Origin of the sequence: Paenibacillus sp. FSL H7-0690 (genome assembly GCF_037980415.1) — a bacterium.
GTDB classification, from domain to species: Bacteria; Bacillota; Bacilli; order Paenibacillales; family Paenibacillaceae; genus Paenibacillus_AQ; species Paenibacillus_AQ odorifer.
In genome coordinates this window covers 3,151,873-3,177,394 of sequence record NZ_CP150281.1, presented here as the reverse complement: position 1 = coordinate 3,177,394, position 25,522 = coordinate 3,151,873, and the positions used below count along the sequence as shown (strand labels likewise).

The following is a 25,522-nucleotide window of genomic DNA, read 5'->3' as shown; positions in this document are numbered from 1 at the left end:
GTGTACTAAGTGGTTCATACATCTCATTTATGTACTATACGTGTAATACACTTTTGTGTCAATAGTTCAGATTTGAGCAAAAAAAAAAACTGCCTCTCGGCAGCTCTTTTATTACTAAAACACCTTTTGATTAAAAACATGTTCTTTTCCACCTAAACCCAGTGTATCTGCTGTTGTAGTGTGAATTTTCTGCAGAAGCACGGGATTATCCATTAGTGACAAACCATAAGAAGGAATCATTTCTTTAATTTTGGGTTCCCATTCTTTTATATATTGAGGGAAACATTTGTTAAGCACTTCAAGCATCACGTGAACAGCCGTAGAAGCTCCAGGGGAAGCCCCTAACAATGCGGCGACCGAACCATCAGCGGCACTAATAACCTCCGTACCAAATTGAAGTGTGCCTTTGCCAGCTTCTGTATCTTTGATAACTTGCACACGCTGACCAGCTACAACAAGATCCCAATCTTCAATTTTGGCATTGGGGATAAACTCTTTCAGTTCTTCCAGACGTTTTTCTTTCGATAACAGCACTTGTTCGATCAGGTATTTTGTTAATGACATATTTTTAGCACCTGCCGACAGCATTGTTATGAGGTTATCCGGTTTCACAGAAGTTATTAAATCAAACATTGAGCCCGTTTTTAAAAATTTAGGTGAGAAGCCGGCAAATGGTCCAAATAGCAGTGATTTTTTATTGTCGATAAATCTTGTGTCTAAGTGCGGTACGGACATTGGAGGGGCTCCAACTTTAGCTTTGCCGTATACTTTGGCATGATGCTGCGCAATAACTTCCGGATTATTACACACCATAAAAATACCACTTACTGGGAATCCACCGATATGTTTTCCTTCAGGAATACCGGATTTCTGCAGTAAGTGCAGGCTTCCTCCCCCGCCACCAATGAACACAAATTTCGCTGTATGTTGTTCAATGTTACCGCTGGCATTTCTGATTTTTAGATCCCATAAGCCAGCACTGTTGCGCTTCATACTATTGACACTATGTTTGTAATGAAGATCGACGTTTTTACTCTTTAAATGCTCAAATAAGATACGCGTTAAAGCACCAAAGTTAACATCCGTTCCAGAGTCAATTTTTGTAGCCGCAATGGATTCGTTCGCAGGACGATTTTGTATAATAAGCGGAATCCATTCCATCAGTTTTTTAGAGTCAGCAGAAAATTCCATCCCTTGGAATAATGGGTTTTTTGAGAGCGCTTCAAATCTTTTCTTTAAAAAAGCTATATCCTTCTCCCCTTGCACCAAACTCATATGAGGTAACGGCATAATAAAGTCCTGGGGAGTATGTATCAGCTTGCGATTTACAAGATAAGACCAAAACTGCATCGAAAGCTGAAACTGTTCATTAATCTGAATAGCTTTGCTAATATCTATAGATCCGTCTGGCTTTTCAACAGTATAATTAAGCTCACAGAGCGCCGCATGCCCGGTTCCTGCATTATTCCATTCATTAGAGCTTTCTTCCCCTGCTTTTTCAAGCTTTTCAAATACTTTAATTTTCCATTCCGGTACTAATTCCTTCAAAAGTGTTCCTAAAGTCGCACTCATGATTCCGGCACCAATTAAAATGACGTCTGTATCAGTTGCACTTTTGCCCATTATTACCATCCTTATCCCCTGAATTTTGCAGAAAGGATGTGGGCGCTCCTTCTTAGGCGTCACACCTTTTCTGTATCAATTATAACCTTATCATGGTGTATTACAATTATTTATAAATTTAATATCTACTATTATATGAAAAAAATAAAATATTTAAAAGCTTGTAAAAAAGATAGAAATAAGTCCTCAAGATTTATGGAACAAAAAAAGGCTGCATCATGCCCTGTTCTCATTGTAGACAATTCCGTTTTGATAGCCCAACCCCACTATTGTTTTTTGAATTTCCTGATCTACTTTTCTTTTAAAAGTTGCAAACTCTATTGTGGTTAAGCCGATTGGAAGCTCTTGTTCTATAAATGAATCAAAATCGATCGCCGTTTTGAAAATACGAAGCTTGTGCAGAAAAGGTAATTGCTCCATTCCCGTCAAATGAGCCAATGTTTTGCAATTCATAATCGTTAGCTCTTCCAGTGCCTTCATCTGCTGATCAAAGTTAATCTCACGTAGCTGGATTTGATCTTCAATCACAAGCTTTTTTAACGCACGAAAAACCGAAATATTACTCAGGTCATGAAAGCCACGGACTCTACAAATTTCCAGGCTCTCGATTTCATTTTCTTCGATGTCCTGAATATGTTCTCTGCCTCCAAGTAAAATACGTAGGTCTTTCAATTTCTTTAGCCGATTAATAAAATGTAAGGGTTTGTTGCTGATGGAGTGCAGCGCGAGATAGGTAAGATCCTCCAGATCTCCAATAGCATCAAGGTTTTTAACCTTACCTATAACATGCAACTGTTCTAAACGGGAGAATTCTTTTAGGTATTCCAGATTAAGCATCTTTTTCTCCGAGCTAATATTTAAAATACTTAGAGACCGTAACGTATCTATACTCAGAATTTCCGGATTTTCAAGCTCATATATCCCCACGCTCAGACTATACAGGTTATTCAGCTTAGCCAATACGTTCGTGTTATGTGCCTGGTGAAGACAATTCAGCAGCAGCATTTTAACATTTGGAATCTGCAGGAGTGTCTCACAATCAAAGGATACAGAATAGTGGCCATAAAAACGCACTCCAAAATTTTCATCAAAACGCGCGCAAAGCTCATTTACTTCATCCAGAATCGAACCATAGGTCGATGGATCAGAGAACTGGACAATAACTTGGTTGCCGCTGTACAAGTCTTGCTGAATCTGAACTGGATCTAGTGAAATGGGATCATTGATCAGAATCCTTCTTTTCCATGTAACACTCATTCCTAATCCCTCCTACTTGCCGTTAATCATCAGTGTATATTTATTGTAAATCTACGAATTACTTACCCAAGAACATAATTACATAAATCAACCCCATGGACAAGCTATCAAGGAAGGTTACAGGTTATTTAGAGTTTCGTTGATTTAGGAGGATTGAGTACAAGTGGTTTACATTAAAATACAATAAGCTGTATCATTCGTAGATTACTCTACTTTTGATACAGCTTATTTATTATTTATTCAGCCTTCTGCGATGAACTATAAATCCCCGCCACCAACTCCAGCGCTTTTATCCCTTCAGCACCATCCAACCAAAACTTTTGACCCCTGGCGACATGCTCATAGAAGTCCTCAATCAGTCTCTTATGCCCGGTGCCCCAATAGGATTTACCTTCCGTGGCACTGAAACTAGGCTCGCACAGCAAGGTTTCCTTTCCATCCTTCCAAAGATACAAATGATCTCTGCGGAGGTTGATAGTACCCTTTTCAAAAACTAGCTCCAGCTCCACTGGAGAATTCTCCAGATAGGTATTTGTACCATAAAAAAGCCCTCTGACATTACTAGTGAAATCGATGCAGGCATGGGCGGTATCTTCTACCTCTATGACCCCATTTAGCACATCCGTGGTAATACTCCCTTTCACCGATGCCACCTCTCCACCAAACCACTGAAGTAAATCCAGTGTGTGAATGGTTTGGTTAATTAGCAGACCTCCACCTTCCGTAGACCAGCGTCCTCTCCAGTTACTATCGCTATAATAACTTTCGCTACGGTGCCAGGTTACGATTCCTTTCATACAGAGCAGCTTCCCATATATTCCTGAGTCAATCACCTGCTTAATATACATCGAGGCATCATTATAACGGTTCTGAAACACCACACCAAGCTGACCTGTGCTTTGCTGTGCGGCTTCAAGTATTCGTCTGGCTGAAGGAAGATCTGCCGCCATAGGCTTTTCGGTAAGGACATGTTTTCCTGCTTGTAACAACTCCGTAGCCATCTCTGCATGTAAATAATGAGGCGTACAGAGATGTACAACATGAATACGGTCATCCTTTAAAATTTCTCTATAATCATTAGTGGCTTGGCAGTCATATTCATTAGACGTCTGCAATGCTTTATCAGCATCAATATCTGCAACCGCAAGTAGTCTCACACCATCGATGCCTGTTAATGTTTTTGCATGAAGAGGGAAAATGGCTCCGCATCCAATAATGGCTGCTCCAAGTTCTTTCATCTATATTACCCTCCGTTCATCATTCCATCGTTATCTGAGTATTGCTGGGGTTAGATTGATCGCTTGCTCTTGAGCCTTCAGACATAGCTCGGCAGCTTTGAACACATGGGTCTGTGTCATCGCCAGCTCTGTCCGATTCAGACAGTCAAGGATTAGCTCACCAAAGAAAGGAAAACCAACCTTTCCTGCTACATGCTCATAATGTTCCCCTTCCCCATTGACCCAGTACACATGATCCGGTGTATTTGAACGACTTATATCAGTATATTTACGCAGTTCAATGTATCCTTCAGTCCCCATAATCATCGTGCGCCCGTCTCCCCAAGTGCCCAGCCCATCAGGGGTAAACCAATCCACGCGAAAATATTGTGTTGCCCCATTGTCCCCTACAAGAGTAGCATCACCAAAATCCTCTAATTCGGGATAAGTCGGATGATTGTAATTGGCCACTTTACTATGAATAACCGAAGCATCCTGACAATCTGCATAATACAAAAATTGTTCTATTTGATGACTGCCTATGTCACATAGAATCCCACCATATTTCTCCCTTTGGAAAAACCATTCCGGCCGGTTAGGAGCATTTAGACGATGTGGCCCTAATCCAATGACTTGCAGGACACGGCCAATAGCGCCTTGTTGAATCAGCTGCCCCGCATAGATAGCGCTTTCAACGTGAAGGCGTTCACTATAGTAGACCATATATTTCTTATTGGTTGCAGCTGCCATTGCTCTAGCGGTTTCAAGCTGTTCCAGGGTCGTAAAGGGGGCTTTATCCGTAAAATAGTCCTTACCGTGAGCCATTACTCTATTGCCTAAAGGTCCTCGTTCAGATGGAATTGCGGCCGCTGCAATTAATTGTACTTCGGGATCTTCCAGAACTTCTTCCATTGATCCGGCAGCTTTGACACCGGGATATTTACTAATAAAACTTCTGACCTTTTCCTCGTCCGGATCATATACCCATTTCAGCTCTGCCCCTGCCTCAACCAGTCCGTTACACATCCCGTAAATATGACCGTGATCTAGGGCAATAGCGGCAATGATGAATTCCCCCGGCTTCACTACGGGTTTGGATTCATACGTTGGTGCATAGGTCATCCCATTTTTTCGATTCATAGAAACCCTCCTTCTATTAGTATTACTCCATTCTATAAGGTATCAAGAAGATACCGCAGACTGATCTCCAAGCTTTCAAAAGGATCACGGCGGCAAACATCCTGCTCCACTACGAACCATTCAACACCCGTTTCGCGACAGACATTGATAATTTCTTTATAGTTCATATTCCCTTCACCGATTTCAGCAAAGATCTGTTTTCTATTAACAATCGCCATATCTTTTAAATGCACTACCTGCATTCGACCTGCAACTTTGCGTATCCATTCGGCTGGACTCCCTCCGCCCGCTTGAACCCAATATAAATCCAGCTCAAAACCAACGGCAGGATCAGACTCAGTGAGCAGAATTTCCATGCCAGTCAATCCATCAAACCGTTCAAATTCAAAATCGTGATTATGATAAACAAATTGCAGATCATGTTGTTCTTTTAGTGTAACTGCAATGCCCGACATCAGCTTGGCGAATTCACGGTAACCTTCTTGCCCCGTACGGAATTTTTCCGGTAAACTTCCTAGTCCAATATTTTTGCAGTTCCACAGCTTATGTTCAGCGGCTAAAGCATCCAAATCGCTCACTAGCCGATCCCAAGACACATGGGTTGCACATATTGCCAGACCTGCTTCATCCGCATACTCTTTTACGAGCTTCGGATCGATTGGCCCGATGCCTGAAATCTGAATAGCTTCATAACCCATAGCAGAGACCTTTTGAAAAGTAGATCTTAAATCCTCCGCAGTTTTAGTAAAATCACGTAATGTGTACATTTGAGCAGCAATGGTTGAACGATTCATAGGATCTTTCCTCTCTGATTAAAATTTAATGAGTTCCCTTAACATCAAAGGTTTGGGCGGCTGTGGTTTCTTTGTTGAAGTTAGAATTCTCCACCTTTTCCATGAGCTTCTCATAAAATAAATCTTCATCAATCGGTAACTCCACCCAATCGTCGGTCCAAGCCGATAAATACATCCCATTAGATAGCGTTAGACCGTGAATGCCTTCCTCACCCGGAGCTAACAATTTCTCATCGTGTAGAATGGCATTCGTAAAGTTCCGCAAAATTCCTTTATGCTGTTCCCCGCCACCCTCTTCTACAGGAATCTCACATTTCCAACATTCTGGACTGCCGAATCCTCCCGTAAACTCTGCATTGAATTGCGGCTCCGGCGTGCGTAGACGCCAAAAGGTTAATTTCCCGCCTTCCACTACGATTTTTCCATGATCACCAGTAATTTCGAAACGGTTAGTTCCCGGTGCTTCACCTGTTGTGGTGATAAAAAGCCCTGTCGCACCATTTTCATATTCCACATAAGCGGTTACATCGTCTTCAACCTCAATATTGCGGTATTTACCAAAATGACAAAATGCTCTGATCCGCTTAGGCATCATACCTGTCGTCCACTGCCATAAATCTAGTTGATGAGGATCTTGATTCAGCAACACCCCACCACCTTCGCCTGCCCATGTAGCCCGCCAACCACCGGAGTTATAGTAACTTTGTGATCTGTACCAGTTGGTGATAATCCAATTTGTGCGGCGGATTTCGCCTAGTTCACCAGACTGTATGAGATCCCTAAGCTTTTGATACAAAGGATTCGTCCGCTGGTTATACATGATTCCGAATTTACGATCAGACTTTGCTGCAGCTTTGTTCATCTGCTTAACAGCTTTGGTATAGACCCCAGCCGGTTTCTCAACCAATACATGATATCCATATTGAAAAGCCTCGATAGCTAAAGTTGGATGATCATAATGTGGAGTACAGATTAATACTGCATCTATGAGATGAGACTCATATAACTCTTGGGGTGTTGCAAATTTCTGTACACTTTCCGGTAAATGCTCTTCTGCCCATTTCAAACGTTCTTCCCTTACATCACATACAGCTGCAAGCTCAGCATCTTTAATATGATTCAACAAACTTTGTGCATGTGCACTCCCCATATTCCCAATTCCAATAATGCCATACCGTACTTTATTCAATCAGATCACTTCCCTATTTGAGGTTATGTTATGAGAATATACTTAATTAATAGACATGAACATGAGCGAAACTAAGCATTATTTGCACAATAATAAGATGATTTAGTTAAATTAATTCGTTATAATAAGGATAATCAAGTCATAGAGGAGCTAGATGATGAATAATCCAGGTAACCTTACCGGCAGATTCCTCCAGAATCTTACCGTAAAAGTGACCCATGCCCAACTAAGAAGCGGATATAGCGGGTGGAATCGTACGCTAGAAACTCCAACCTTTAATCGGCTGTATTTTATTGACCGCGGTGAGGGAAAAGTTATCATTAACGGTGTTACTTATTATCCGAGAGCTGGTCAGCTAATGATCATGCCCGCAGGAAGCACTCAAACTACAGAGACGTCAATGAATGATCCCTATACACGCTATTTCTGCCATTTTGATGCTGATATTGGGGAGTGGCCCTTATTCCATTCGGCAAACAAACTGTTTATCTGTGATGCGCCCAACCCAGATTCCGTACGGGTTATTTTCACAGAAATGATCGAACAGTTTCAAAAAGATGATGTATTGTCCATTCTGCGTACTCAGGCGAACGTCCTCAATCTAATTGCTACTTGTCTTGAATCGAACGAGAATATCAAAACAGACTTTATGCAAGAATTTATACATACGGGGGATCAAGGAAAGCTCGCCTATGTGCTTCAATATATTGATGAGCGGCTGGATAAACCCATAGAAATAGAAGAGTTAGCAGAAATTGTCCACTTACATCCGAACTATTTCATCCCCTACTTCAAGAAATTTATAGGGGTTCCCCCCATGCATTATGTACAATTGAAAAGAATGGAGCATGCTAAAAGACAGCTTTCTTATAGCAATTTCAGCATTTCAGATATCGCGGAGCAAGTCAGTATGGAATTAGCCCATTTCTCTAAATATTTCAAAAAGACAATAGGAATCTCCCCTTCTGCCTATCGTAACAGCACTAAGTAAATTTATTAGGGAATGTCTTAATCTATGTGATGAACTATAATAAAAAGGCTCTAACCTACAATTTTGAGGTGGTGAACGATATTCTTATCAGAACAGCATCTATAAGCGACATTCAAGAGATAGCAAGACTCTCAAGCCAGCTTGGATATCCTTTGAATATCGAACAATTAGGAGAAAGACTACAAGAAATCGGAACACACAAAGATCATACTGTATATGTAGCTGAATCAGATCAACAATTGGTAGGATGGATACATGCGACCGTTCGAATCTTACTTGAATCTCCTTCATTTGTTGAAATCGGAGGTCTTGTTGTTGATCAGACTTGCCGCGGAGAAGGAATTGGCAGACAGCTTGTAGAAACCTGTGAACGATGGGCAATCCAAACAGGGTTTAGCAAAATTAGAGTACGTACCAATCAAACCAGAGAAGATGCTGTACAGTTCTATAATCATATAGGATTTTCGCAAAAAAAATCACAGCATGTACTTGATAAGGAACTTTAATCACACTCAGGACTTTTAGGGAGGTTCAATGGTTATGCTAGAATTAACTTTGCATCCAGCATTAGAAGGGAAAATCGCTGTGATTACCGGAGGAGCCGGTGTATTATGCCGGGTTATGGCGCTAGAGTTAGGTCGGCAAGGAGCTAAAGTCGCGATTCTAAATCGCACCGCAGCTAAGGGAGATTTGGTTGCCGCTGAAATTACAGCCGCAGGCGGTCAAGCGATTTCACTCTCCTGTGATGTTACAGATCAACAGAGTGTTATGAGAGCCGCAGAAGCCGTTAAGAATCACTGGGGGCCTTGCGATCTATTAATTAACGGAGCTGGCGGAAATGATTCCTCAGCAAATACGACCCAAGAGATTTTCAAAAATGATGACCTGGAGAACCCGGACATATTTACTTTTTTTGACCTTAGTGTAGATGGATTTCGCAATGTGATGGACCTTAATCTGATTGGAACATTGATCCCAACCCAAGTTTTTGCCAAGCAGATGCTCGGCAGAACGGGCACATCTGTTATTAATATTTCATCCATGAGTGCACCTTCTCCAATGACCAAAGTACCTGCCTACAGCGCTGCCAAAGCAGGAATTAATAATCTCACCCAGTGGCTCTCCGTTCATTTCGCTGAGTCTGGTATACGTGTGAATGCCATTGCCCCTGGCTTTTTCCTTACTAAACAAAATGAGAAGCTGTTGGTTCGTGAAGATGGCGAGCTTACAGACCGTTCCCAAAAAATCATCTCTCATACTCCAATGCGCCGCTTTGGACAGCCGGAGGATCTGCTTGGCACACTACTCTGGTTAGCAGATGAAGCAATGTCCAGCTTTGTGACCGGAGTTACCGTCCCCGTTGACGGTGGATTCTTGGCTTATTCGGGAGTATAGACTAATCTAATGAGGGATTACAATGATTGTAGATCCATTACGCGTATTCGTTACTGTAGCTGAACTGAGTCATTTTTCCAAAGCAGGAGAAGCGCTGAATTTATCTCAACCCGGTGTCAGTCTGCATATCCGGAATCTTGAGAATGAGCTCGGTGCTAAACTCCTGCATCGTTCTTCTAAACAGGTTAGATTAACAGAAGCCGGCAGTATTCTTTATAAACACGCCAAACAAATATTGGCTCATTTCGATGAAGCAAGTCAGGAAATCCATATGCTTCAGGACGAAGTCACTGGGAGTATACATATCGGCGCTAGTTTTACTATAGGTGAATATATTTTGCCGGCAAGACTTGCTGATTTTGCCAATCAATATCCGCAGGTCAAGCTGCAAGTGACGATAGGCAATACTGAGGAGATTATTGGAGGCGTTAAATCCAACGAACTGGACATAGGGTTTATTGAAGGTGAGGTCCATGAGAATGATCTGAATGTCACTCCTTATATGAAAGACGAGATGATTATGGTCGCTCCTGCTACCCACCCTCTGTCAAAAGCGATTTCTGTGGAGCAGAGCATGTTGCAGGATCAGGTTTGGGTGCTTCGGGAGCACGGCTCGGGTACACGAGCTTTCAGTGATCATTTCCTACAGGAGGAAGATATATCTGTTAAAAGATCCTATGTCTTCAACAGCTCTCAAGGTGTTAAAGAAGCTGTAGCCTCTGGCCTCGGAATCGCCATGCTCTCCAGATGGATTGTACGGAAGGAACTAGAAAGCGGTGAGATCAAAGAGCTGCCAATCAGGCAACATCATCTGGAAAGGCAATTCTCAATCATCCGACATCAAGAATGTTCTTCTTCCTTAGCTACCGATGTCTTTATAAAAAAGCTACTTGTCTTTAGAAAAGACAAGTAGCTTTTTTTCTTCCACACTATGAAATTATACTTGATGTTCAACCAAATGCCCGTCTTCCAGATGCAGAACCCGGTCACACCATTCGAGCATCCGTTCATCATGAGTGACCATTACCGCTGCTTTACCTTCACTCTTCACCTCATCAGCGATCATGCGTACAACTTCTCTTCCGCGTTTGAAGTCCAGACTGGCTGTCGGCTCGTCTGCAAAGAGAATCGCTGGTTTATTCATCCACGCTCTAGCGATAGCTACACGCTGCTTCTCCCCACCGGAGAGCTGTTCCGGATAATGATTACGCCGTTTCCAGATATCCAGCCGCTTCATCAAATCAGCAGCCCGTTCCTTCGCTTCCTTAGCACTCATTTTCGCCTGCTTGGCTACAAAAAGGAGTTGCTCCTCCACCTTCAAATAAGGCAACAACTGAGCGCTTTGGAACATAAAACCTATCTTCTCTAAACGGAGCTCCGTCAGCTCACTTTTACTTTTATCTGTAAGTGATTCCCCATCTATAAAAATTTCACCACTAGTAGGTGTTAGAAGTGCACCAGCCGCTGAAAGGAATGTACTTTTCCCTGTTCCCGAAGGTCCAAGGACAGCAACGAATTCCCCTTCATTAACGATCAGATTCAAATTGTTCAGCACAGACACCGTTGTATCGCCATCACCGTAGTTTTTGGTTACTTGCTTCATGATTAGTTTTGCACTCATGCTCCAGCCCTCCCAATAGCTTCTAATGCATCTACTTTTGCCACTTTAGCGACAGAAATTAGTGATCCTAAAAGAGACATCCCAACGAATAAACAGCTGGTTAAAAGAATGGTGGAAGGCTCCAGTTGGAATGGCATCGAATCAGGCAGAACCTTATTCATCCCAAAGGTAAGCAGTAAGCTAATGCAAAGACTTGAAATAGCTAAAATCATAACCTGCCCTACCACACTCCAAGCCAAGTAAGACATTTTGGTACCCATCGCCTTCAGAATACCAAACTGACTAGTTTTCTGAATCGTAATGACATAGAAGAATACTGCCAGAACAAACGCTGCGATCACAAACAGGAAAACAATCATCATTAGCAGTGAACCCTGCTCTGCCGAGTAGCCCGGAATATTGGAAATAGCTACTTTTTGCGTAATGACCTCTACATCTTTTACATTCGTTGAAATCTTATTTACTTGATCAGCATTCGCATTAAGGGCAATCACATTAAACGGTACCGACGAAGAGGTTTCTTCTCCTTGGTTAACCCCCTGCTTCATAGCTTGCCAATCCTGATTGTTGATATAAACTACTGGGGTATGGCTGTAAGAGCTATCCTCAACAAAACCTGCGACAGTAAATTCCATCCCGGTTGCCTGATCACGAATGATACTGCCAAGTTTAATTCCTGACTGTTCCAGGTCACGATCAACAAGGACTTTACCGTTTGTCTCATTTGTAATCTTGTCACCTTCAACTACTTTAGGAGCTAATAACCCATTCATATCTACTGCAAAAAAAGTAATATCTGCTTTTACGTCTGCCTCGTTAGCAGTGACAGTGCTCATCTGCATTGCAAGTGAAGATGCATTATTGTCTCCAACTACTGCACGTACATTCTGAAGCTCCGTATCTGTTAACTGAGAACGTCTAAAGGTCTGATCCGCATCACCTTGCACTACAAAATAATTCGCCGGCATGTTCTCTACTGCAGAGATATTTGCATAAGCTAATCCTCTGGCTAGTCCCGTGACGAAAAGTACAAGAAAGGAAACCAATAACATGATAACCATAATTAATAGGTATCTGGCTTTAGAATGTCGCATTTCCCTTAAGGCTAAAAACATATTACCACTCCTTCTAATCTGTATAGTCACAGTTTAGAAGATGAAAATGAACGGAGTATGAATAATGAATTACAAAAGCGGAAGTGTAACTGTAAAGGTAGTCCCTTCACCCAAAGTACTGGTTACTTCAATGGTTCCGTTATGCGCTTCTACGATTTTTTGAGAAATCGCAAGTCCAAGTCCGCTGCTATGTGTTTCATGCGTACGTGCTCGATCTACTTTATAGAAACGATCAAAGATTAACGGCAACTCCTCAGCTGAAATGCCTTCACCCGTATCAGACACAGAAACAATACAGTTCTGTTCCACAAGCTTCGCGGAAATCATAATGGAACCTTCAGCAGGTGTGTATTTTATGGCGTTGGAGAGCAGGTTCATCCATACCTGGAACAATAGATTTGGATCACCTAGAACGCTGATGTCTGCAAGATTCAAACGCACGGCCAGTTGTTTCTCTGTTAATCTCCATTCCATGATTTGTACGACCTGTCTTAGTTGTGCACGTAAGTCTGTCGACTTTTTCTGTATGGAATTAGGATCATAATCAAGCGAAGACAAGGTAAGCAGCTGTTTGCTTAGCAATGAAAGACGATGGCTTTCTTGGTCAATGATATTGAGATACTGTAACCGTTCATCCTCAGGTAAGGTTGAATCTTGTAACGCTTGGGCAAATCCCTGAATAGATGTTAATGGCGACTCAATTTCATGTGATACATTAGCGACAAATTCCTGACGTGCCCGATTTGTTCGTTCCAGCTCCCGGCTCATAATCATAAAATGGGAAGCTAACTGACCAATCTCATCACGCCGCCACGTATTCAATTTGATATCGTATCTGCCTTTTGAGATCCGTTTAGTGGCCGTCGTCAAACGTGTAATAGGTCTAACTACATGCAGTACGCTAATCATTACAAAGCCTAAGCTAAACAACACGGTGAACCCAATGATCACAGCAAAAAAGACGCGCAGCTCACCGAATTGTACTTCAGCATCCGGACGCATAAACAAAGCATACGTCTCATTGTTTACTTTTACAGGAACACCAATTGAATTACGCAGTTGATTATCAAAAAATCCGGTAATAAATGCACTGTCCGGGAAATCCGCAACCCCATGATAAATTTGCCCATTCAGAACCTTCTCTAGTTGCTGCTCATCCAAATCTTCTTTTCTAAAGGGCTTCCCGTAGAATCTTGATTCCCCTTCAGCATCTGTTAAATAGATTTTATAACCCAGCTTGGCTATACTCCGCAAATAATCCTCCATTGTCTCCGGATGTGATTCTGCGAATTGTTGAACCTCGATAGCCATTCCGGTAAGTTTGGCATCGTTCTGAGATTTAATCTGGGCTTGATAGTAAATATTAGACACCAAAAATCCAAGAAGGCTACTCACCACAATTACTGAACAGAAGACAATACACATCCGGACATACAAGGATCTCATACGTTAACCATCTCCAATTTATAGCCAATGCCTCGAACGGTTCGGATCACAAAATCTTCCTGATAATCTACGAAGCGCTGACGCAAACGTTTGATATGTACATCGACTGTTCGCTCATCCCCTTCATAATCCATGCCCCATACCAGTTCAATTAACTCACTACGTGTATATAACCTGCCTGGATATTGTGCGAGTTGAGCCAGAAGCTCAAACTCTTTTACCGGTAGCAGCAGAACCTCATCACCATCGGTTATTTCATAATTTTTGCGGTCAATAACTAGAGAATTTAATCGAATCCGATCATCTGAAGCAATGGAATAGCGGCGAAATAACGCTTTGATCCGAAATAGCAACTCTTCAGGCTCAAAAGGTTTCGTTAGATAATCATCCGTCCCCCGCAAATAACCTTGCTCTTTATCACTCAGCTGCTGACGTGCTGTCAATAAAATGATCGGAATATCATACGTTTCTCTAATATGCTGACATAGCTCTAACCCATCTACATGTGGCATCATTACATCTACGACCGCTAAATCCGCAATACTGTCCTGCAATTTATGTATCGCATCTCGGCCATCACTGGCCTCCATCACCTGATATCCTTCCCTTGTTAGTACATGTTTTAATAATGTTCGAATATTCACATCGTCATCTGCTACTAAAATCTTCTTCATCATTTACACTCCCTGAATAATGGATGAACTCATAGTAACAACTTTATAACGATAGAACAACTAAAGTCAGATCAAACAAAAGGCTTAATACTCTCTCTAAGTGTGGTAACCGGCCGCTCCATCAGTCTCTCCAGATCTTTTGATGTAGAAGCAGTATCTATCTTCGCTAGAAATGTATAAATCCAATGCTGAATACTTGAATCCTGGCGAAACGTAATTTTTTTCCCTGATAACTCTGATAATACATCAACTAATTCGTTGAAGTCCCAAACGTTTGGTGCAGCTAGTTCGTAGACTTGGTTCATATGTCCATTCGTTGTAAGAACCTTTGCCGTAGCTAAAGCGAGGTCCTCACGAGTGACTGAATTAAACTGCCAGTTCCCTGGATAAGTGGGTAGCTCACCGCTTTCCATCGCTTCCTTCAACCCAAGCACACCCACAAAATCTATATACAAAGCGTTACGTAGAAACGTATAATCTATCCCTGATTCAAGAATCATCTGCTCAGTTAGTAAATGAACATGATAAGAAGGAATCGGACCTTTGGGGGGAAAGGCAAATCCAGTATAAAGCAGATGCTTCACATTGGCCTTTTTTGCTGCATGAATGACCTGAGCATGCTGATATAATCTGATCTTATCATCGGTATGAGCGCTGGAGATTAAAAGTAACGTTGTGACCCCAGTAAAAGCTTCAATCAGCGTATCTAACTGGTCATAATCGCCAAAACGGACTTCGAACCCTTTTTCTAAATAATTAACAGCTTTCTCTGGCTGACGAACACAAGCAATAACTTGACTAGCCGGAATGTACTTCTCAAGCTTCTCCATAATTAAGCTGCCTAATTGGCCTGTGGCTCCTGTAACCATAATCGACATACATAACACCCTTTCTGTTATTCCAATGTACTCAGTTTTTGTAATAAAAAGATAAGTTGATGAAGCTCCTGATCATTCAGATTCTTCATTCTCTCTGCGACAGCCTGACGATTCTCTGGAAGATGCTCCAGAAGTAATTGCTGGCCTTCAGTCGTAATCGAAATGACGCTTTTTCTGCCATCCTTGGTATCATTCGAACGGGTTATTAATCCGTCTCGCTCCAATGGTGTTAACAGCATGCTTATATTAGCTTTGGTAACTCCAATAATGTGAGCCAATGTAGAAGGCAGAATCGCACCTCCCTGTTTAGAGATCTCCACCAAGATACGAATTCTTGCTCCGTTCAATCCTTTCGACTGCCAATATTTCTCAGAAACAGAAACTAAATTTGCAGTAGCTTCAACTAATGTAAAAAATGCTTTGGTATGCAATGGCTGATTCAGCACAAACTGTTGTAAATGATCCATTTTCTATAATTCAGCTCCAATATAGTTAAGTCCTTAACTAATTTTAAACATACTACACTCCCCATGAGTTGTCAAAAAAAGAAGCTGCCTCACCTAGCAGAATAAATCTGCTGATGAAACAGCCTCTAAATAAACTCACTTTAGATTAACACCGTTTTTGTGGAAACAGACTCTTCACTGTATTTTTTAGAACCCTCCAGCATAACCTCCAGCTTAATGATCTCCGACCGGCTAGCTAAACGAATTGGGGGTCCCCATGTTCCATATCCTGACGACACCACTACATGCAAATTGTCCTTACGAAGATATCCCCAGTCCAGCTCGAACAAACGTTTAGTGATCCAGTGATTAGGAGCAATCTGTCCTCGGTGCGTATGACCAGAGAGTAGAACGTCTACCCCAGCTTGAGCGGCTACGTCGAAGCCTGTAGGCTGATGATCCATCATAATCACAGGACGTGTAAGATCAAGTCCTTCGAGCAAGGTGCTTACACTTTGTCTGCCACCAGCTTCCATCGTCTCGGCTGTCTTGTCTTTTCGGCCTACAATATACGTTCCTGCGATTTCTTCAACCTCATCTTGCAGGACCTTGATCCCAATACTACTCATCAAATCGGTATATTCCTTAATTGATCCACCATAATATTCGTGATTGCCCAGTACTGCGTAGACACCATAACGAGCTTTTAACTGTTTAATCTGTTCACTCATACTATTGCGGATAAAAGGTTCAATGCTGTCATCCAAGACATCTCCAGCCAGCAAAATCACATCGGGTTGCATCGCGTTCATTTGTGCCACCATTTTTTTGAGATGACGATTGCCCACGATATTCCCTAAGTGCAGGTCTGAAGCAACCGCGATCGTTAATGGCGTGCTGGTGCCAATAGATTTATCAATAGGTATGGAATGTGTGCGGATCACGGTACTCCAGGCGTTGATTGAACCCCAGACCAGAAAGACTGCCAGTAATATCAGAATTGTCCCGCCCGCTTCTGCAATGTAATAGGTACGATTGATTCCTGACCATCCCAGTATCACATATAATAGGTCTGCCAAAGGTAACGTAATGATAGCAAATTCCATACACGCTAAATAATACGATCCAATCACTTTAAAGAATCTGGCGATCGGTTTAACCGATTTTGGCCATGGGATCATTCCAATGACATACGCAAAAGCGATCAGCATAAATAATGTCCAGAATACTGCTGACGAAACACCTGAAAACCATTCATGAATAAGTAACCAGCCGTGATAGCCAATGTAGAAATTAACAAGACCCAGAATGAGCAGCATAGCAAATCCTGAAGCTAACATTCGTAATGTTTTCATCGTTTCTCTCCCCTTTACCTAACTACTTCTCTACTTCTTATCTCAAATCATAACACAAACCGTTAACCCAGTATAAACTGCAATGCGGTGTTCGGAAAACATCGGAACTAAAAAAAGAAAATGCCCATCGGCATCTTCTTTGGAGGTTTATCTTATATCGCTTTATCACGTGTGGCCATACATTGACCAATCAGCTTATCGCATTTATTGATGTGATTTATCAGCCAGTCTGTTAACGTTCGATTAAGCTTGATGGTTGAGAGTACGGATACTCCCTTTGTTTTGACCGTTTCTTCCAATTCGAGAACTGCCTTCACGAAATCAGCATGCGTCTGACGATGTTCAGCTAGTTCAGGGAAGTTGATCTCCTCCATCAGCTGCTCTTCATTACTGAAATGTTCAATCGTGTATTCTTTTAAGAATTTCAGTGTTTCCTCAATCTTTTCTTTCCCTTGCTGATTACTGCATGCTTCAAAGAATTCGTTCAATTTCGCTAACAACTGTCTGTGCTGGCAGTCAATTTTTTCTACACCGATATCATATGAATCTTTCCAAGCGATCATGAAATCACCATTCCGTTTCTTGAAAATTACATTTTAATTTTATTTTCCACCTTTCTCCACAAAAGAACTATTAACAACATCACAGGTGCTTATATTCAACCATTAGCTGTACATATGGCACCTACTGATAAATCTCTACTTCATCACGGGTTCGATATGTACAAGTACATTGGAAACTTGGTGCCGGTCTTTTAACTGTTCTTCAATTTCTTCCGTAATATCATGACTCTGCACTACACTTAGCTGAGAATCCACTAGCACAGTTGTGTCTACTAATACGTTATTCCCATGGATACGGGCTTTGATATCTTTTATGGATTGTACACCATCAATTTCTGCCACAGTTTCTTTCATATGTTCAAGCTCTTCCGCATCAAATCCGTCCGTCAGATCATGCGTAGCTTTGCTAAAGATATCCCATGCCGTCTTACAGATGATTAGTCCGACAATGATGGCTGTAAGCGGGTCAAGCCAAGGAACGCCCAAGGAGGAAGCCACAATTCCGATAAAAGCGCCCACGCTAACTATAGCATCTGATCGATTATCCAGTGCTACTGCCCGCATTGCGTTACTGTTAATGGCACGGGCCAGCCTAATATTATACATATAGACAGCCATCATAACTACAGCACAGCCCACTGCCGTCCACGCCGCTATGAGATCAGGACTTTCCAGTGCTGGTTGAATAAATTTGTTCACAGCTTGGTACAAAACTTGAAGCCCTACCGCAATCATAATGAATGAAGCAATTAATGAAGCCACGGTCTCCGCTCTAAAATGCCCGTAGCTGTGGTTCGAATCCGGCGGTCTTCTGGAAATCTTCAGGCCAATTAGTACCGCGATAGAAGCAATAATATCTGTACTGTTATTCAATCCATCTGCAAGCAACGCTTGAGATCCTGAGACCGTACCTATGAACAGCTTGATAGCTGATAAAAAGATATAAGCAACGATGCTTAGCCAAGCTCCTTTTTCGCCTTGTTTAATGTCGTTATAAGTTTCCAAAAAAAGAACCCCCAAAGAATAGTATTGTTCTATACTACACTTTGAGAATCGGGTGGGTCTAGAGAAACAGTGTTGCTACGGGGCGCAATAGTTCCCTCTGTCAAATAGAGTTGCAAGGTCGTAACTGTTTTGCAGGACGCAACATAGTTTGCCCCCGTTCAACTTTGCTTCCATTCTTCTGGAATAGTAACTTTTTGCTATTTTTATTGTCTAATTATAGTAATGACTAATTCAAAGGAGCGTGGAGTGATGATTCAGTCTTTGCCGAAGAAAATTGTTACATGTTTAGCTATAGGGAGTATTTTAATTCCAATAACAAACAGTGGATCAATGTCAGTCATTTCTGCAGAAAAAGCAATTGTAAGCCTAAGTAACACTTATTACAGTGAAGTCACAGCCCCGATCCTAAAACCTGTTTGGTCAGCACAACTCGCCATTTTAAAAAAAGACAGAATCACCGGACAGGACATTACAGCACTCGCGGAAAACGGGAAGATCTTTGCATTGCAGCGCAATGAAAAATTAACCGCAATGAATGCGGCAACAGGCAAAAAATTATGGGAGTTCGGAAGTGGATTAGCGCCGCTATTCACGTACAGCAATGGATTTATCTACGGTCTGACCCAAAGCGGCTCCCTATATGCCGTTAATGAGGCAGGTAAAAAAGCATGGTCGGCTTCCATAACACTCCCCAAAGCTACAAATATACAGCGTTTAGGATCTACTATTTATGTTACTCAAGAGGAACAATTAGCAGCAGTTGACGCCGTAACCGGAAAGATCAAATGGAAGGCTGTAGAGAAAAGCAATAACTTTACAGGCTTATCAGAGGTCATGGAATCAGATGGGGTCGTTATTCGCAGCTATCTGTCTCAAGGGGCCTTAACAACTGCTGGACTCGCCGCTTATGACAGTCTGACAGGAAAAAAACTATGGGACCAGACCCGGCAGTGGATGCCGTTAGCAGTGAAGGATGGGCTCCTCTACTCTATCACGAATACATTTATGATGGATGATGACCCGGTAAATCGAAAAGTCAAAGTATCCGTGTTCAACATAAAGACAGGTGAATTAAAAGGAGAACGTTTATATAAATGGACAGATACCGAGAATAAAGATGGTGTGTACAGTTATAATGGGATGAATGGAAACGCGTTTTTGGATGGAAAGGACTTTTATATCTTTCAGGGCAGTAAGTTTGTGAAATATGATTTCTGGAATTATTCTGCAGAGGGTAAACCGGTGCAAACCTGGGCCTCGATGGTTAAAGAAAAAGACTCTCCATTGAACCAAGTTTATCAACAAAGAATGTTATTTCAAAATCAAGATAAAGGTACTTTATCCGCACTGAAGCTAGGAACCGGCCAGCTTGTCGTCCTCAATATTGGAGAGAATCCAGTGGTACAGACGGATCTGTTCGGAAACGTGGTTTATAGTGGACAATCTGATGGCCTATTTCACGCTTATGACATGTTAACTCTAAAGCCTATTTTCACTGTGAACACAGGCTCTCGTAACTTTGCCCCTTCCCTTAAAACTGGAGGGATGCTGATGATTCGGACGGATAATAAGCTGCTCGCGATTAAACTTCCTACATCTATAAAATAAAAAAGCCTGATTTCTCAGGCTTTTGGGCTTCAATAACTTATTCAGCCGGAGCTGTAAAAGTACGTGCAGCAAACTCGGCATCCAGCATGTAGAAGGCGTTGCTATCTTTTTCAATTCGTTTCAGTTTACTGATGATGTTGCTAAAGAGTGCTTCTTCTTCTACTTGCTCGTCTATAAACCATTTCAAGAAATAAATCGTCGCATGTTCACGCTCATCCAGAGCAAGGTCAGCCAAATGATAGAACCGTTTAGTGTTCTGCTGTTCATGCGCGAAGGCATGTTCAAAAGCATCTAACATCGAGTTATATTCGTTCTTCGGCTCTGGCAGTGCTTCTAGCGTAGCACGGTTATCCCGGTCGTTAAGGAATTTATAAATCTTCATGGCATGGAACCGTTCTTCTTCGGCTTGAATTAGAAAAAAGTTTGCAAATCCATCCAGACTTTCGCCGGAACAATAAGCAGCCATCGCTAGATAAACATGAGCGGAATAAAACTCGAAATTCATCTGTTCATTAAGTGCTTGTACTAATCCATCTTTCATTGGACCGTCACCTCATTATTCAAATTTAATATGTAAATATTTAAGTTTATCTTATCACCGTGCTTCTAAGTCAGCAAGGATTCCTCTCCCAATATCTAATTTAGCTAACGAAAGGACGACTATTCAGATGATTAGATTGACTCGTCACAGCCTAAAGCCTAAGATTTCCGGTACACTCTTCATTATTGCAGCTATGGTGTCACTGTTCCTCATAGCTGGCTGTTCTAATAGCAGCAATAATTCACCGTCCGAAGCTACCGATTCACCGACCTCCGAATCCACACCTGCACCAACCACCAGCTTGGCTCCCACCCCCTCAGCAGTCAGCGATCCAATTGCTCTTCAGGTTGCTGAGATGACTTTGGAAGAAAAAATCGGACAAATGCTCCTAGTTGGAATTGATGGAACTGTCCTTGATGAGCAAGCTAAAAGGATGATTACCGAAGACAAAATAGGTGGAATCATCCTCTATAAGGACAATATTAAAAGCCTGAAAGGGATGATCAGTCTTATCAATTCTATGAAAAAGAGTAACACTGGCAACCCTGCCCCACTATTCATGAGTGTTGATCAGGAGGGTGGAAAAGTCAGCCGGATGCCTAAAGAATATGCTACATTCCCTTCTAACGGAACAGTGGGTGCAAGTAATGACGCTGCTGCTGCCGAGAAAATGGGAAAGCTGCTCGCAAGAGAAGTACGTTCAGCCGGATTTAATATGAACTTTGCTCCCGTTCTCGATATCAATAGCAATCCAGACAATCCAGTCATCGGAGACCGGTCGTTCGGCAATGCTGCTGACCAAGTCATTCAACTAGGAATTGCCGAAATGAAGGGAATTGAGAGCGAAGGCGTCGTTCCTGTTGTCAAGCATTTCCCAGGACACGGAGATACTTCTGTCGACTCCCATCTGGATCTGCCGATTGTGAACAAAACAGCCGGTCAGCTAGCTGACTTAGAATGGCTCCCCTTCCAAGCAGCCATTAAAGAGGGGACGGACGCCGTAATGGTCGCTCATATTTTGTTTCCAAAATTAGATCCAGACAAACCTGCATCCTTATCGCGTACCATTATTGGTGAACAGCTTCGAGATGAAATGGGCTACCAAGGAATCGTAATTACAGACGATCTAACCATGGGAGCCATTATGAAGAACTACGATCTGACTACAGCAGCAGTAGATACTGTGAATGCAGGTAGTGATATTCTCCTTGTTGCTCACGGCTATGATAATGAAAAACGGGTCATGGACTCCCTCCTGCAAAACGTAAAAAACGGTAAGATTCAAGAAACACGGATTGATGAAAGCGTCTATCGGATCTTAGCCTTAAAAGCCAAATATAACCTTTCCGATGAGCAAATCCCGGTTCCTGATCTTACCGATCTTAATAAAGAGATTAACGTTTGGCGTCAAACGATTGAGAAGTAAATCTAAGCGTTAGTCATTTTTACTGAAGAACAACAACATCTCCAACCTTCAACCCAGAGAGAACCTCTGTTTTGTCCGTAGTTTCCAGACCCACTTCGATATCTTTTCGTTCATATTGCCCGTCCCCTTTATCCAGCATAACGTAGGAGAGGTCTCCTTCATGCATTACAGCTATGCTGGATACAACGGTGGCATTTTCTTTGCGAACTGTTTCAATTTCTCCGTTTAAGCTTAAGCCACCGATCAAATGCTCGTCAGGCTGCAGCGTGATAACCACTTCGAATTGAGGAACCGAACTGGCAGTAGCATTCTGCCCTGAAGCTGTCTTTGCAAATTTCGCTACCTTCGTAACTTCTCCAGATAACTTCAAATCTTTTATAGCTGTCATTTTTACGTCGACCTTCATGCCTGTCTTTATACGGAAGACGTCTTGTTCACCTACAAGAGCAATGAATTCTAGCTTGTTCATATCTACTATTTTTCCGATATATTGATTATCTGTCACTGTTTGCGGAATTTCGCTTGCACTGTCAAATAAGAAAATGCCGGTTGCCGGAGCATAATAAAGTGCTGTTTTGAGTTTGGCTTTTTTCTCTGTTAGTTCGCGTGCCTGTATTTCGGCATTGACCTGATTAAGCTCGTCCCCTAGCCGTGTTGCTTCTTGGGCTGTGAGTGCTTTAATGCGTTCTGCTTCAGTCGCACCAAGGGCTGCATTCTCCTCGTCTTGCTGGCTCACAAATGCATTCAGCTCTGCTTCCAGCTTTGCTTTACGGATGGTCGCCTCTTGTGTAGCAATCTCATTCTTCAAGGCTTCCTGATCGAGAGTAAACAGTAAATCACCTTTTTTGACCTGTCCACCGTTCTCAACCTTCCACTTTGTCACCTTTGAAGCATATGGAGCATAAACAAGCGTTTCTTTCTCATAATTAGAATTACCTTTAACCTGTATGGAATTGGTAATGGTCTCCTGTGTGACCTCAAAAGTTATGGCTTGTGGGGGTTCAACAGGCTCTAACTGCGCTTCAGGCTTATACATCTTACTATATAGAAAATAACCTGCTGCAATTATAATCAGTACCAATACAATCCACTTGATTCTCCTCTTCATCACTTTGGCTTCCTTTCAACTTAAAAATAGCTAATCCCGTTTAATCGCCGTGAGTGCATTCGTTCTGGATGCACTGATCGCCGGATAAATACCCGATAATACCCCTGTCATTACCGCAAATGCGATCCCTACCGGAAGAGTCATCAGAGGAATATAAATCACCAAAGGCTCGCCTCCACCCATTCCTGAAGAGTTACCGATGAGCTTATTAATTCCTAATACAATCAAGTATGAAAAGGCTATGCCGAGCAATCCGCCCAACATCCCGAGCAATGCCGCTTCTGTAATGAACATATTGCGGATCTGGCCCATATTGGCGCCCAACACTTTCATAATACCGATCTGCCGTCGTCGTTGATGAGTGGACATAGTCATCGCAACGATAATGGAGATCGAAGCAATAATCAGAATAAATACACCTATACCGAGAGCTGCTTTCTTGACCATGCTGAAGGTATCAGCGAGTGCCTCTTTTTGATACAAATTCGTGCTTGTTGTTAGAGTAAGTTTCTGAATAAGCTTCTCCAGTTCCACGATATTCTCAGTGCTGTCTACCTTTACAATCGCTGAGTTATAGACACCCTTTTGCCCAGCGGTTCCACTCGATAGCTTCATTTGTTCTACAAGCCGCTCGCCAGTCTCTAGTGACACATAGATCTTCTTGTCGTACATAGCCATGTTCTCGTTCGTTCCACTCGGGTTGTCGAGGATTCCCACCACTTGAATCGGTGAGCTAACCAACATCCCTCCAGTTTGAGAGGCGGGATCAAAAGACTGTAATTGAACCTGCTGCTTGTACATATCTGTTGGAAGCATGCTTAAGCTGTTGTACTGTTCCATCAACTTATTGTTATATGGATCTGTACTCAGTTGTTCAAAAAGACGCTGCCGAGTTTCGTTATCAATCAGTCCAACGGTTGCACCATAGTTCAGTACAGCCATTCCTACCAAATCAGAAGCTCCGCCTTGTTTGAATTTCTTATCATATTTCGTTAACAAGCGTAGATCCGTTCCAATAAGCTGTACATCTGTTATTTTATTATCGATAGTCAACATCTGTATGTACCCTAGCTCTTGAAAGGGAGCTGCTGCAGTTACATGCCGCAAGCCTTTAATAATCTCCAGCTTTTGTGCTGTCAGCCTGCCGGGATCAAGCTTTTCATTGGCCGCAGACGATCCGCTGCCACCGTTGCCTCCTCCTTGGGAGGGTATACCTCCGTTGGGAGACACCGTAATTTCATCCATTTTGAAATTGCGGTTGATTTCCCGCTCCGTGTAGCTCTGTGCGGAGTCTCCTATACTTAATGCAACTATGATTGCAGCACATCCAATGGATATGCCAGCCATACAAAGACCTGTGACAACTTTCCGCCGTTTGACCTGTTCCCAAGCCAAGCGGGAAATATCACTAATCCTCAATGAGTATACCCCCTTCGAGTTCAGTATTCGAAGAAGTTTGGTTTTCAGTAATCATATATCCGTCCCGAAGCGTGAATATCCGCTGCATTTGCTCCGCGACTTTTAGCTCGTGAGTTACAACTATGAAGGTGGTCTTCATCTTCTTGTTCAGGTTAAGCAGGATATTGATAATTTCTTCTTCTGTCTTCGAATCTAGGTTTCCGGTTGGTTCATCTGCAAAGATAACAGATGGTTCCGTAATCAAGGAGCGTGCAATACTAACACGCTGCTGCTGTCCGCCAGACAGCTGGGAAGGGAACAAGTCGGCTTTATCAGGAATGCCGACTCCTTCCAACAATTCTAAAGCTTTTTGTTTACGTATAGAGGGTGCAACGGATTGAAAAACCAGCGGCAGCTCTACATTTTCACGGACTGTCATGCTAGTAATCAGCTCATAAGCTTGAAAGATAAACCCGATATTTTTTCTGCGAAATTCCGATAGCTTATTCTCACTCATCTTCACGATATCTTGATCGGCAATATAAATATGGCCTTCCGTAGGTTTCATTAGTCCTGCCATCAGATTGAGCATCGTTGACTTACCGGAACCCGAGCTCCCCAGCAGTGCTACCATCTCCCCCTCTTTCACAGAAAAGTCAATTTGATGAAGCACTGCTGTAGTTTCATTACCGTTTTTATAAGAATGCGTTACATTTTCCACTCGCAACATTG

The 25,522-nt window shown here is 42.3% G+C and carries 25 protein-coding genes; 6 read left to right on the top strand and 19 right to left on the bottom strand.

All coding sequences use genetic code 11. The annotated features are described in order from the left end of the window. Positions 1-114 precede the first annotated feature (114 nt). The 6 genes from MHI32_RS14085 to MHI32_RS14060 all read right to left on the bottom strand — a co-directional run bounded on the left by MHI32_RS14085 (position 115) and on the right by MHI32_RS14060 (position 7,220). Entirely contained in the window at positions 115-1,623 is a 1,509-nt protein-coding gene (locus MHI32_RS14085; RefSeq protein WP_076129345.1) for a malate:quinone oxidoreductase, read from the bottom strand. A 216-nt stretch (positions 1,624-1,839) separates the two neighbouring features. After that, positions 1,840-2,880, bottom strand: a complete 1,041-nt coding sequence (locus MHI32_RS14080) for a hypothetical protein (RefSeq protein ID WP_076129344.1) — start codon at positions 2,878-2,880, stop codon at positions 1,840-1,842. Positions 2,881-3,116: 236 nt separating this feature from the next. Next, positions 3,117-4,118, bottom strand: coding sequence for a Gfo/Idh/MocA family oxidoreductase (locus tag MHI32_RS14075; RefSeq protein ID WP_076194274.1), 1,002 nt, complete (start codon positions 4,116-4,118; stop codon positions 3,117-3,119). 30 nt (positions 4,119-4,148) lie between these two features. Next, a complete protein-coding gene (locus tag MHI32_RS14070) occupies positions 4,149-5,237 on the bottom strand; it encodes a Gfo/Idh/MocA family oxidoreductase (protein ID WP_312148057.1) in 1,089 nt (362 codons plus the stop codon). A 32-nt stretch (positions 5,238-5,269) separates the two neighbouring features. Further along, positions 5,270-6,031 carry a sugar phosphate isomerase/epimerase gene (locus MHI32_RS14065; RefSeq protein ID WP_076219693.1) on the bottom strand — a complete coding sequence of 254 codons (762 nt, stop codon included), beginning with the start codon at positions 6,029-6,031 and terminating at the stop codon, positions 5,270-5,272. A 25-nt stretch (positions 6,032-6,056) separates the two neighbouring features. After that, on the bottom strand, positions 6,057-7,220 hold the full coding sequence (locus MHI32_RS14060) for a Gfo/Idh/MocA family oxidoreductase (RefSeq protein ID WP_076309370.1): 1,164 nt from the start codon (positions 7,218-7,220) through the stop codon (positions 6,057-6,059). Positions 7,221-7,374: 154 nt separating this feature from the next. Between MHI32_RS14060 and MHI32_RS14055 the strand changes: the two genes are divergently transcribed. From MHI32_RS14055 to MHI32_RS14040, 4 genes are read left to right on the top strand one after another with little or no spacing between them, the layout of a single operon-like run. Beyond that, complete coding sequence (locus MHI32_RS14055) at positions 7,375-8,211, top strand: AraC family transcriptional regulator (protein WP_305953559.1); 837 nt, start codon at positions 7,375-7,377, stop codon at positions 8,209-8,211. Positions 8,212-8,240: 29 nt separating this feature from the next. After that, positions 8,241-8,717, top strand: coding sequence for a GNAT family N-acetyltransferase (locus tag MHI32_RS14050; protein ID WP_340012737.1), 477 nt, complete (start codon positions 8,241-8,243; stop codon positions 8,715-8,717). 34 nt (positions 8,718-8,751) lie between these two features. Next, positions 8,752-9,606 (top strand): SDR family oxidoreductase, encoded by an 855-nt coding sequence (locus MHI32_RS14045; protein ID WP_076305063.1) that lies wholly within the window; start codon positions 8,752-8,754, stop codon positions 9,604-9,606. Positions 9,607-9,628: 22 nt separating this feature from the next. Continuing rightward, complete coding sequence (locus MHI32_RS14040; RefSeq protein ID WP_036678189.1) at positions 9,629-10,519, top strand: LysR family transcriptional regulator; 891 nt, start codon at positions 9,629-9,631, stop codon at positions 10,517-10,519. 24 nt (positions 10,520-10,543) lie between these two features. On the opposite strand, the gene MHI32_RS14035 is transcribed toward MHI32_RS14040, so the two are convergent. From MHI32_RS14035 to MHI32_RS13995, 9 genes are all read right to left on the bottom strand, one after another. Further along, on the bottom strand, positions 10,544-11,227 hold the full coding sequence (locus MHI32_RS14035; RefSeq protein WP_076129337.1) for an ABC transporter ATP-binding protein: 684 nt from the start codon (positions 11,225-11,227) through the stop codon (positions 10,544-10,546). Next, positions 11,224-12,342: an ABC transporter permease gene (locus MHI32_RS14030; RefSeq protein WP_076185926.1), complete on the bottom strand. Its 1,119-nt coding sequence runs from the start codon at positions 12,340-12,342 to the stop codon at positions 11,224-11,226. Before MHI32_RS14030 ends, MHI32_RS14035 begins: the two co-directional genes overlap by 4 nt. A gap of 69 nt (positions 12,343-12,411) precedes the next feature. Then, positions 12,412-13,788, bottom strand: coding sequence for a HAMP domain-containing sensor histidine kinase (locus MHI32_RS14025; protein WP_076194281.1), 1,377 nt, complete (start codon positions 13,786-13,788; stop codon positions 12,412-12,414). Beyond that, entirely contained in the window at positions 13,785-14,462 is a 678-nt protein-coding gene (locus tag MHI32_RS14020; protein WP_076129334.1) for a response regulator transcription factor, read from the bottom strand. Before MHI32_RS14020 ends, MHI32_RS14025 begins: the two co-directional genes overlap by 4 nt. A gap of 71 nt (positions 14,463-14,533) precedes the next feature. Then, positions 14,534-15,340: an NmrA family NAD(P)-binding protein gene (locus MHI32_RS14015; protein WP_340012552.1), complete on the bottom strand. Its 807-nt coding sequence runs from the start codon at positions 15,338-15,340 to the stop codon at positions 14,534-14,536. A 17-nt stretch (positions 15,341-15,357) separates the two neighbouring features. After that, complete coding sequence (locus MHI32_RS14010; RefSeq protein WP_340012551.1) at positions 15,358-15,807, bottom strand: MarR family transcriptional regulator; 450 nt, start codon at positions 15,805-15,807, stop codon at positions 15,358-15,360. Positions 15,808-15,947: 140 nt separating this feature from the next. Next, positions 15,948-17,141: a metallophosphoesterase gene (locus tag MHI32_RS14005; protein ID WP_340012550.1), complete on the bottom strand. Its 1,194-nt coding sequence runs from the start codon at positions 17,139-17,141 to the stop codon at positions 15,948-15,950. A 152-nt stretch (positions 17,142-17,293) separates the two neighbouring features. Then, on the bottom strand, positions 17,294-17,704 hold the full coding sequence (locus MHI32_RS14000) for a bacteriohemerythrin (protein ID WP_051491008.1): 411 nt from the start codon (positions 17,702-17,704) through the stop codon (positions 17,294-17,296). Between the two features lie 135 nt (positions 17,705-17,839). Continuing rightward, entirely contained in the window at positions 17,840-18,709 is an 870-nt protein-coding gene (locus MHI32_RS13995; RefSeq protein WP_076129330.1) for a cation diffusion facilitator family transporter, read from the bottom strand. Positions 18,710-18,958: 249 nt separating this feature from the next. Here MHI32_RS13995 and MHI32_RS13990 point away from each other — a divergent pair, with 249 nt between their 5' ends. Then, positions 18,959-20,317 carry a PQQ-binding-like beta-propeller repeat protein gene (locus MHI32_RS13990; protein WP_340012548.1) on the top strand — a complete coding sequence of 453 codons (1,359 nt, stop codon included), beginning with the start codon at positions 18,959-18,961 and terminating at the stop codon, positions 20,315-20,317. A 37-nt stretch (positions 20,318-20,354) separates the two neighbouring features. Here MHI32_RS13990 and MHI32_RS13985 read toward each other — a convergent pair whose 3' ends face one another. Further along, a complete protein-coding gene (locus MHI32_RS13985) occupies positions 20,355-20,858 on the bottom strand; it encodes a ferritin (RefSeq protein WP_076129328.1) in 504 nt (167 codons plus the stop codon). A gap of 127 nt (positions 20,859-20,985) precedes the next feature. Here MHI32_RS13985 and nagZ point away from each other — a divergent pair, with 127 nt between their 5' ends. Beyond that, complete coding sequence (gene nagZ / locus MHI32_RS13980; protein WP_340012547.1) at positions 20,986-22,284, top strand: beta-N-acetylhexosaminidase; 1,299 nt, start codon at positions 20,986-20,988, stop codon at positions 22,282-22,284. Positions 22,285-22,303: 19 nt separating this feature from the next. On the opposite strand, the gene MHI32_RS13975 is transcribed toward nagZ, so the two are convergent. From MHI32_RS13975 to MHI32_RS13965, 3 genes are read right to left on the bottom strand one after another with little or no spacing between them, the layout of a single operon-like run. Continuing rightward, positions 22,304-23,392, bottom strand: coding sequence for an efflux RND transporter periplasmic adaptor subunit (locus MHI32_RS13975; protein ID WP_076129326.1), 1,089 nt, complete (start codon positions 23,390-23,392; stop codon positions 22,304-22,306). A gap of 30 nt (positions 23,393-23,422) precedes the next feature. Beyond that, positions 23,423-24,811, bottom strand: a complete 1,389-nt coding sequence (locus MHI32_RS13970; RefSeq protein WP_175619944.1) for an ABC transporter permease — start codon at positions 24,809-24,811, stop codon at positions 23,423-23,425. Continuing rightward, a complete protein-coding gene (locus MHI32_RS13965) occupies positions 24,801-25,520 on the bottom strand; it encodes an ABC transporter ATP-binding protein (protein ID WP_076129325.1) in 720 nt (239 codons plus the stop codon). The genes MHI32_RS13970 and MHI32_RS13965 overlap by 11 nt, the downstream gene beginning before the upstream one ends. Between the last annotated feature and the right edge of the window lie 2 nt (positions 25,521-25,522).

Excerpts from the sequence above, each read along its gene's own strand:
- MHI32_RS14085 (WP_076129345.1), bottom strand. The coding sequence starts at position 1,623 with ATGGGCAAAAGTGCAACTGATACAGACGTCATTTTAATTGGTGCCGGA.
- MHI32_RS14080 (WP_076129344.1), bottom strand. The coding sequence starts at position 2,880 with ATGAGTGTTACATGGAAAAGAAGGATTCTGATCAATGATCCCATTTCA.
- MHI32_RS14075 (WP_076194274.1), bottom strand. The coding sequence starts at position 4,118 with ATGAAAGAACTTGGAGCAGCCATTATTGGATGCGGAGCCATTTTCCCT.
- MHI32_RS14070 (WP_312148057.1), bottom strand. The coding sequence starts at position 5,237 with ATGAATCGAAAAAATGGGATGACCTATGCACCAACGTATGAATCCAAA.
- MHI32_RS14065 (WP_076219693.1), bottom strand. The coding sequence starts at position 6,031 with ATGAATCGTTCAACCATTGCTGCTCAAATGTACACATTACGTGATTTT.
- MHI32_RS14055 (WP_305953559.1), top strand. The coding sequence starts at position 7,375 with ATGATGAATAATCCAGGTAACCTTACCGGCAGATTCCTCCAGAATCTT.
- MHI32_RS14050 (WP_340012737.1), top strand. The coding sequence starts at position 8,241 with ATGAACTATAATAAAAAGGCTCTAACCTACAATTTTGAGGTGGTGAAC.
- MHI32_RS14045 (WP_076305063.1), top strand. The coding sequence starts at position 8,752 with ATGCTAGAATTAACTTTGCATCCAGCATTAGAAGGGAAAATCGCTGTG.
- MHI32_RS14040 (WP_036678189.1), top strand. The coding sequence starts at position 9,629 with ATGATTGTAGATCCATTACGCGTATTCGTTACTGTAGCTGAACTGAGT.
- MHI32_RS14035 (WP_076129337.1), bottom strand. The coding sequence starts at position 11,227 with ATGAGTGCAAAACTAATCATGAAGCAAGTAACCAAAAACTACGGTGAT.
- MHI32_RS14030 (WP_076185926.1), bottom strand. The coding sequence starts at position 12,342 with ATGTTTTTAGCCTTAAGGGAAATGCGACATTCTAAAGCCAGATACCTA.
- MHI32_RS14025 (WP_076194281.1), bottom strand. The coding sequence starts at position 13,788 with ATGAGATCCTTGTATGTCCGGATGTGTATTGTCTTCTGTTCAGTAATT.
- MHI32_RS14020 (WP_076129334.1), bottom strand. The coding sequence starts at position 14,462 with ATGAAGAAGATTTTAGTAGCAGATGACGATGTGAATATTCGAACATTA.
- MHI32_RS14015 (WP_340012552.1), bottom strand. The coding sequence starts at position 15,340 with ATGTCGATTATGGTTACAGGAGCCACAGGCCAATTAGGCAGCTTAATT.
- MHI32_RS14010 (WP_340012551.1), bottom strand. The coding sequence starts at position 15,807 with ATGGATCATTTACAACAGTTTGTGCTGAATCAGCCATTGCATACCAAA.
- MHI32_RS14005 (WP_340012550.1), bottom strand. The coding sequence starts at position 17,141 with ATGAAAACATTACGAATGTTAGCTTCAGGATTTGCTATGCTGCTCATT.
- MHI32_RS14000 (WP_051491008.1), bottom strand. The coding sequence starts at position 17,704 with ATGATCGCTTGGAAAGATTCATATGATATCGGTGTAGAAAAAATTGAC.
- MHI32_RS13990 (WP_340012548.1), top strand. The coding sequence starts at position 18,959 with ATGATTCAGTCTTTGCCGAAGAAAATTGTTACATGTTTAGCTATAGGG.
- MHI32_RS13985 (WP_076129328.1), bottom strand. The coding sequence starts at position 20,858 with ATGAAAGATGGATTAGTACAAGCACTTAATGAACAGATGAATTTCGAG.
- nagZ (WP_340012547.1), top strand. The coding sequence starts at position 20,986 with ATGATTAGATTGACTCGTCACAGCCTAAAGCCTAAGATTTCCGGTACA.
- MHI32_RS13975 (WP_076129326.1), bottom strand. The coding sequence starts at position 23,392 with ATGAAGAGGAGAATCAAGTGGATTGTATTGGTACTGATTATAATTGCA.
- MHI32_RS13965 (WP_076129325.1), bottom strand. The coding sequence starts at position 25,520 with ATGTTGCGAGTGGAAAATGTAACGCATTCTTATAAAAACGGTAATGAA.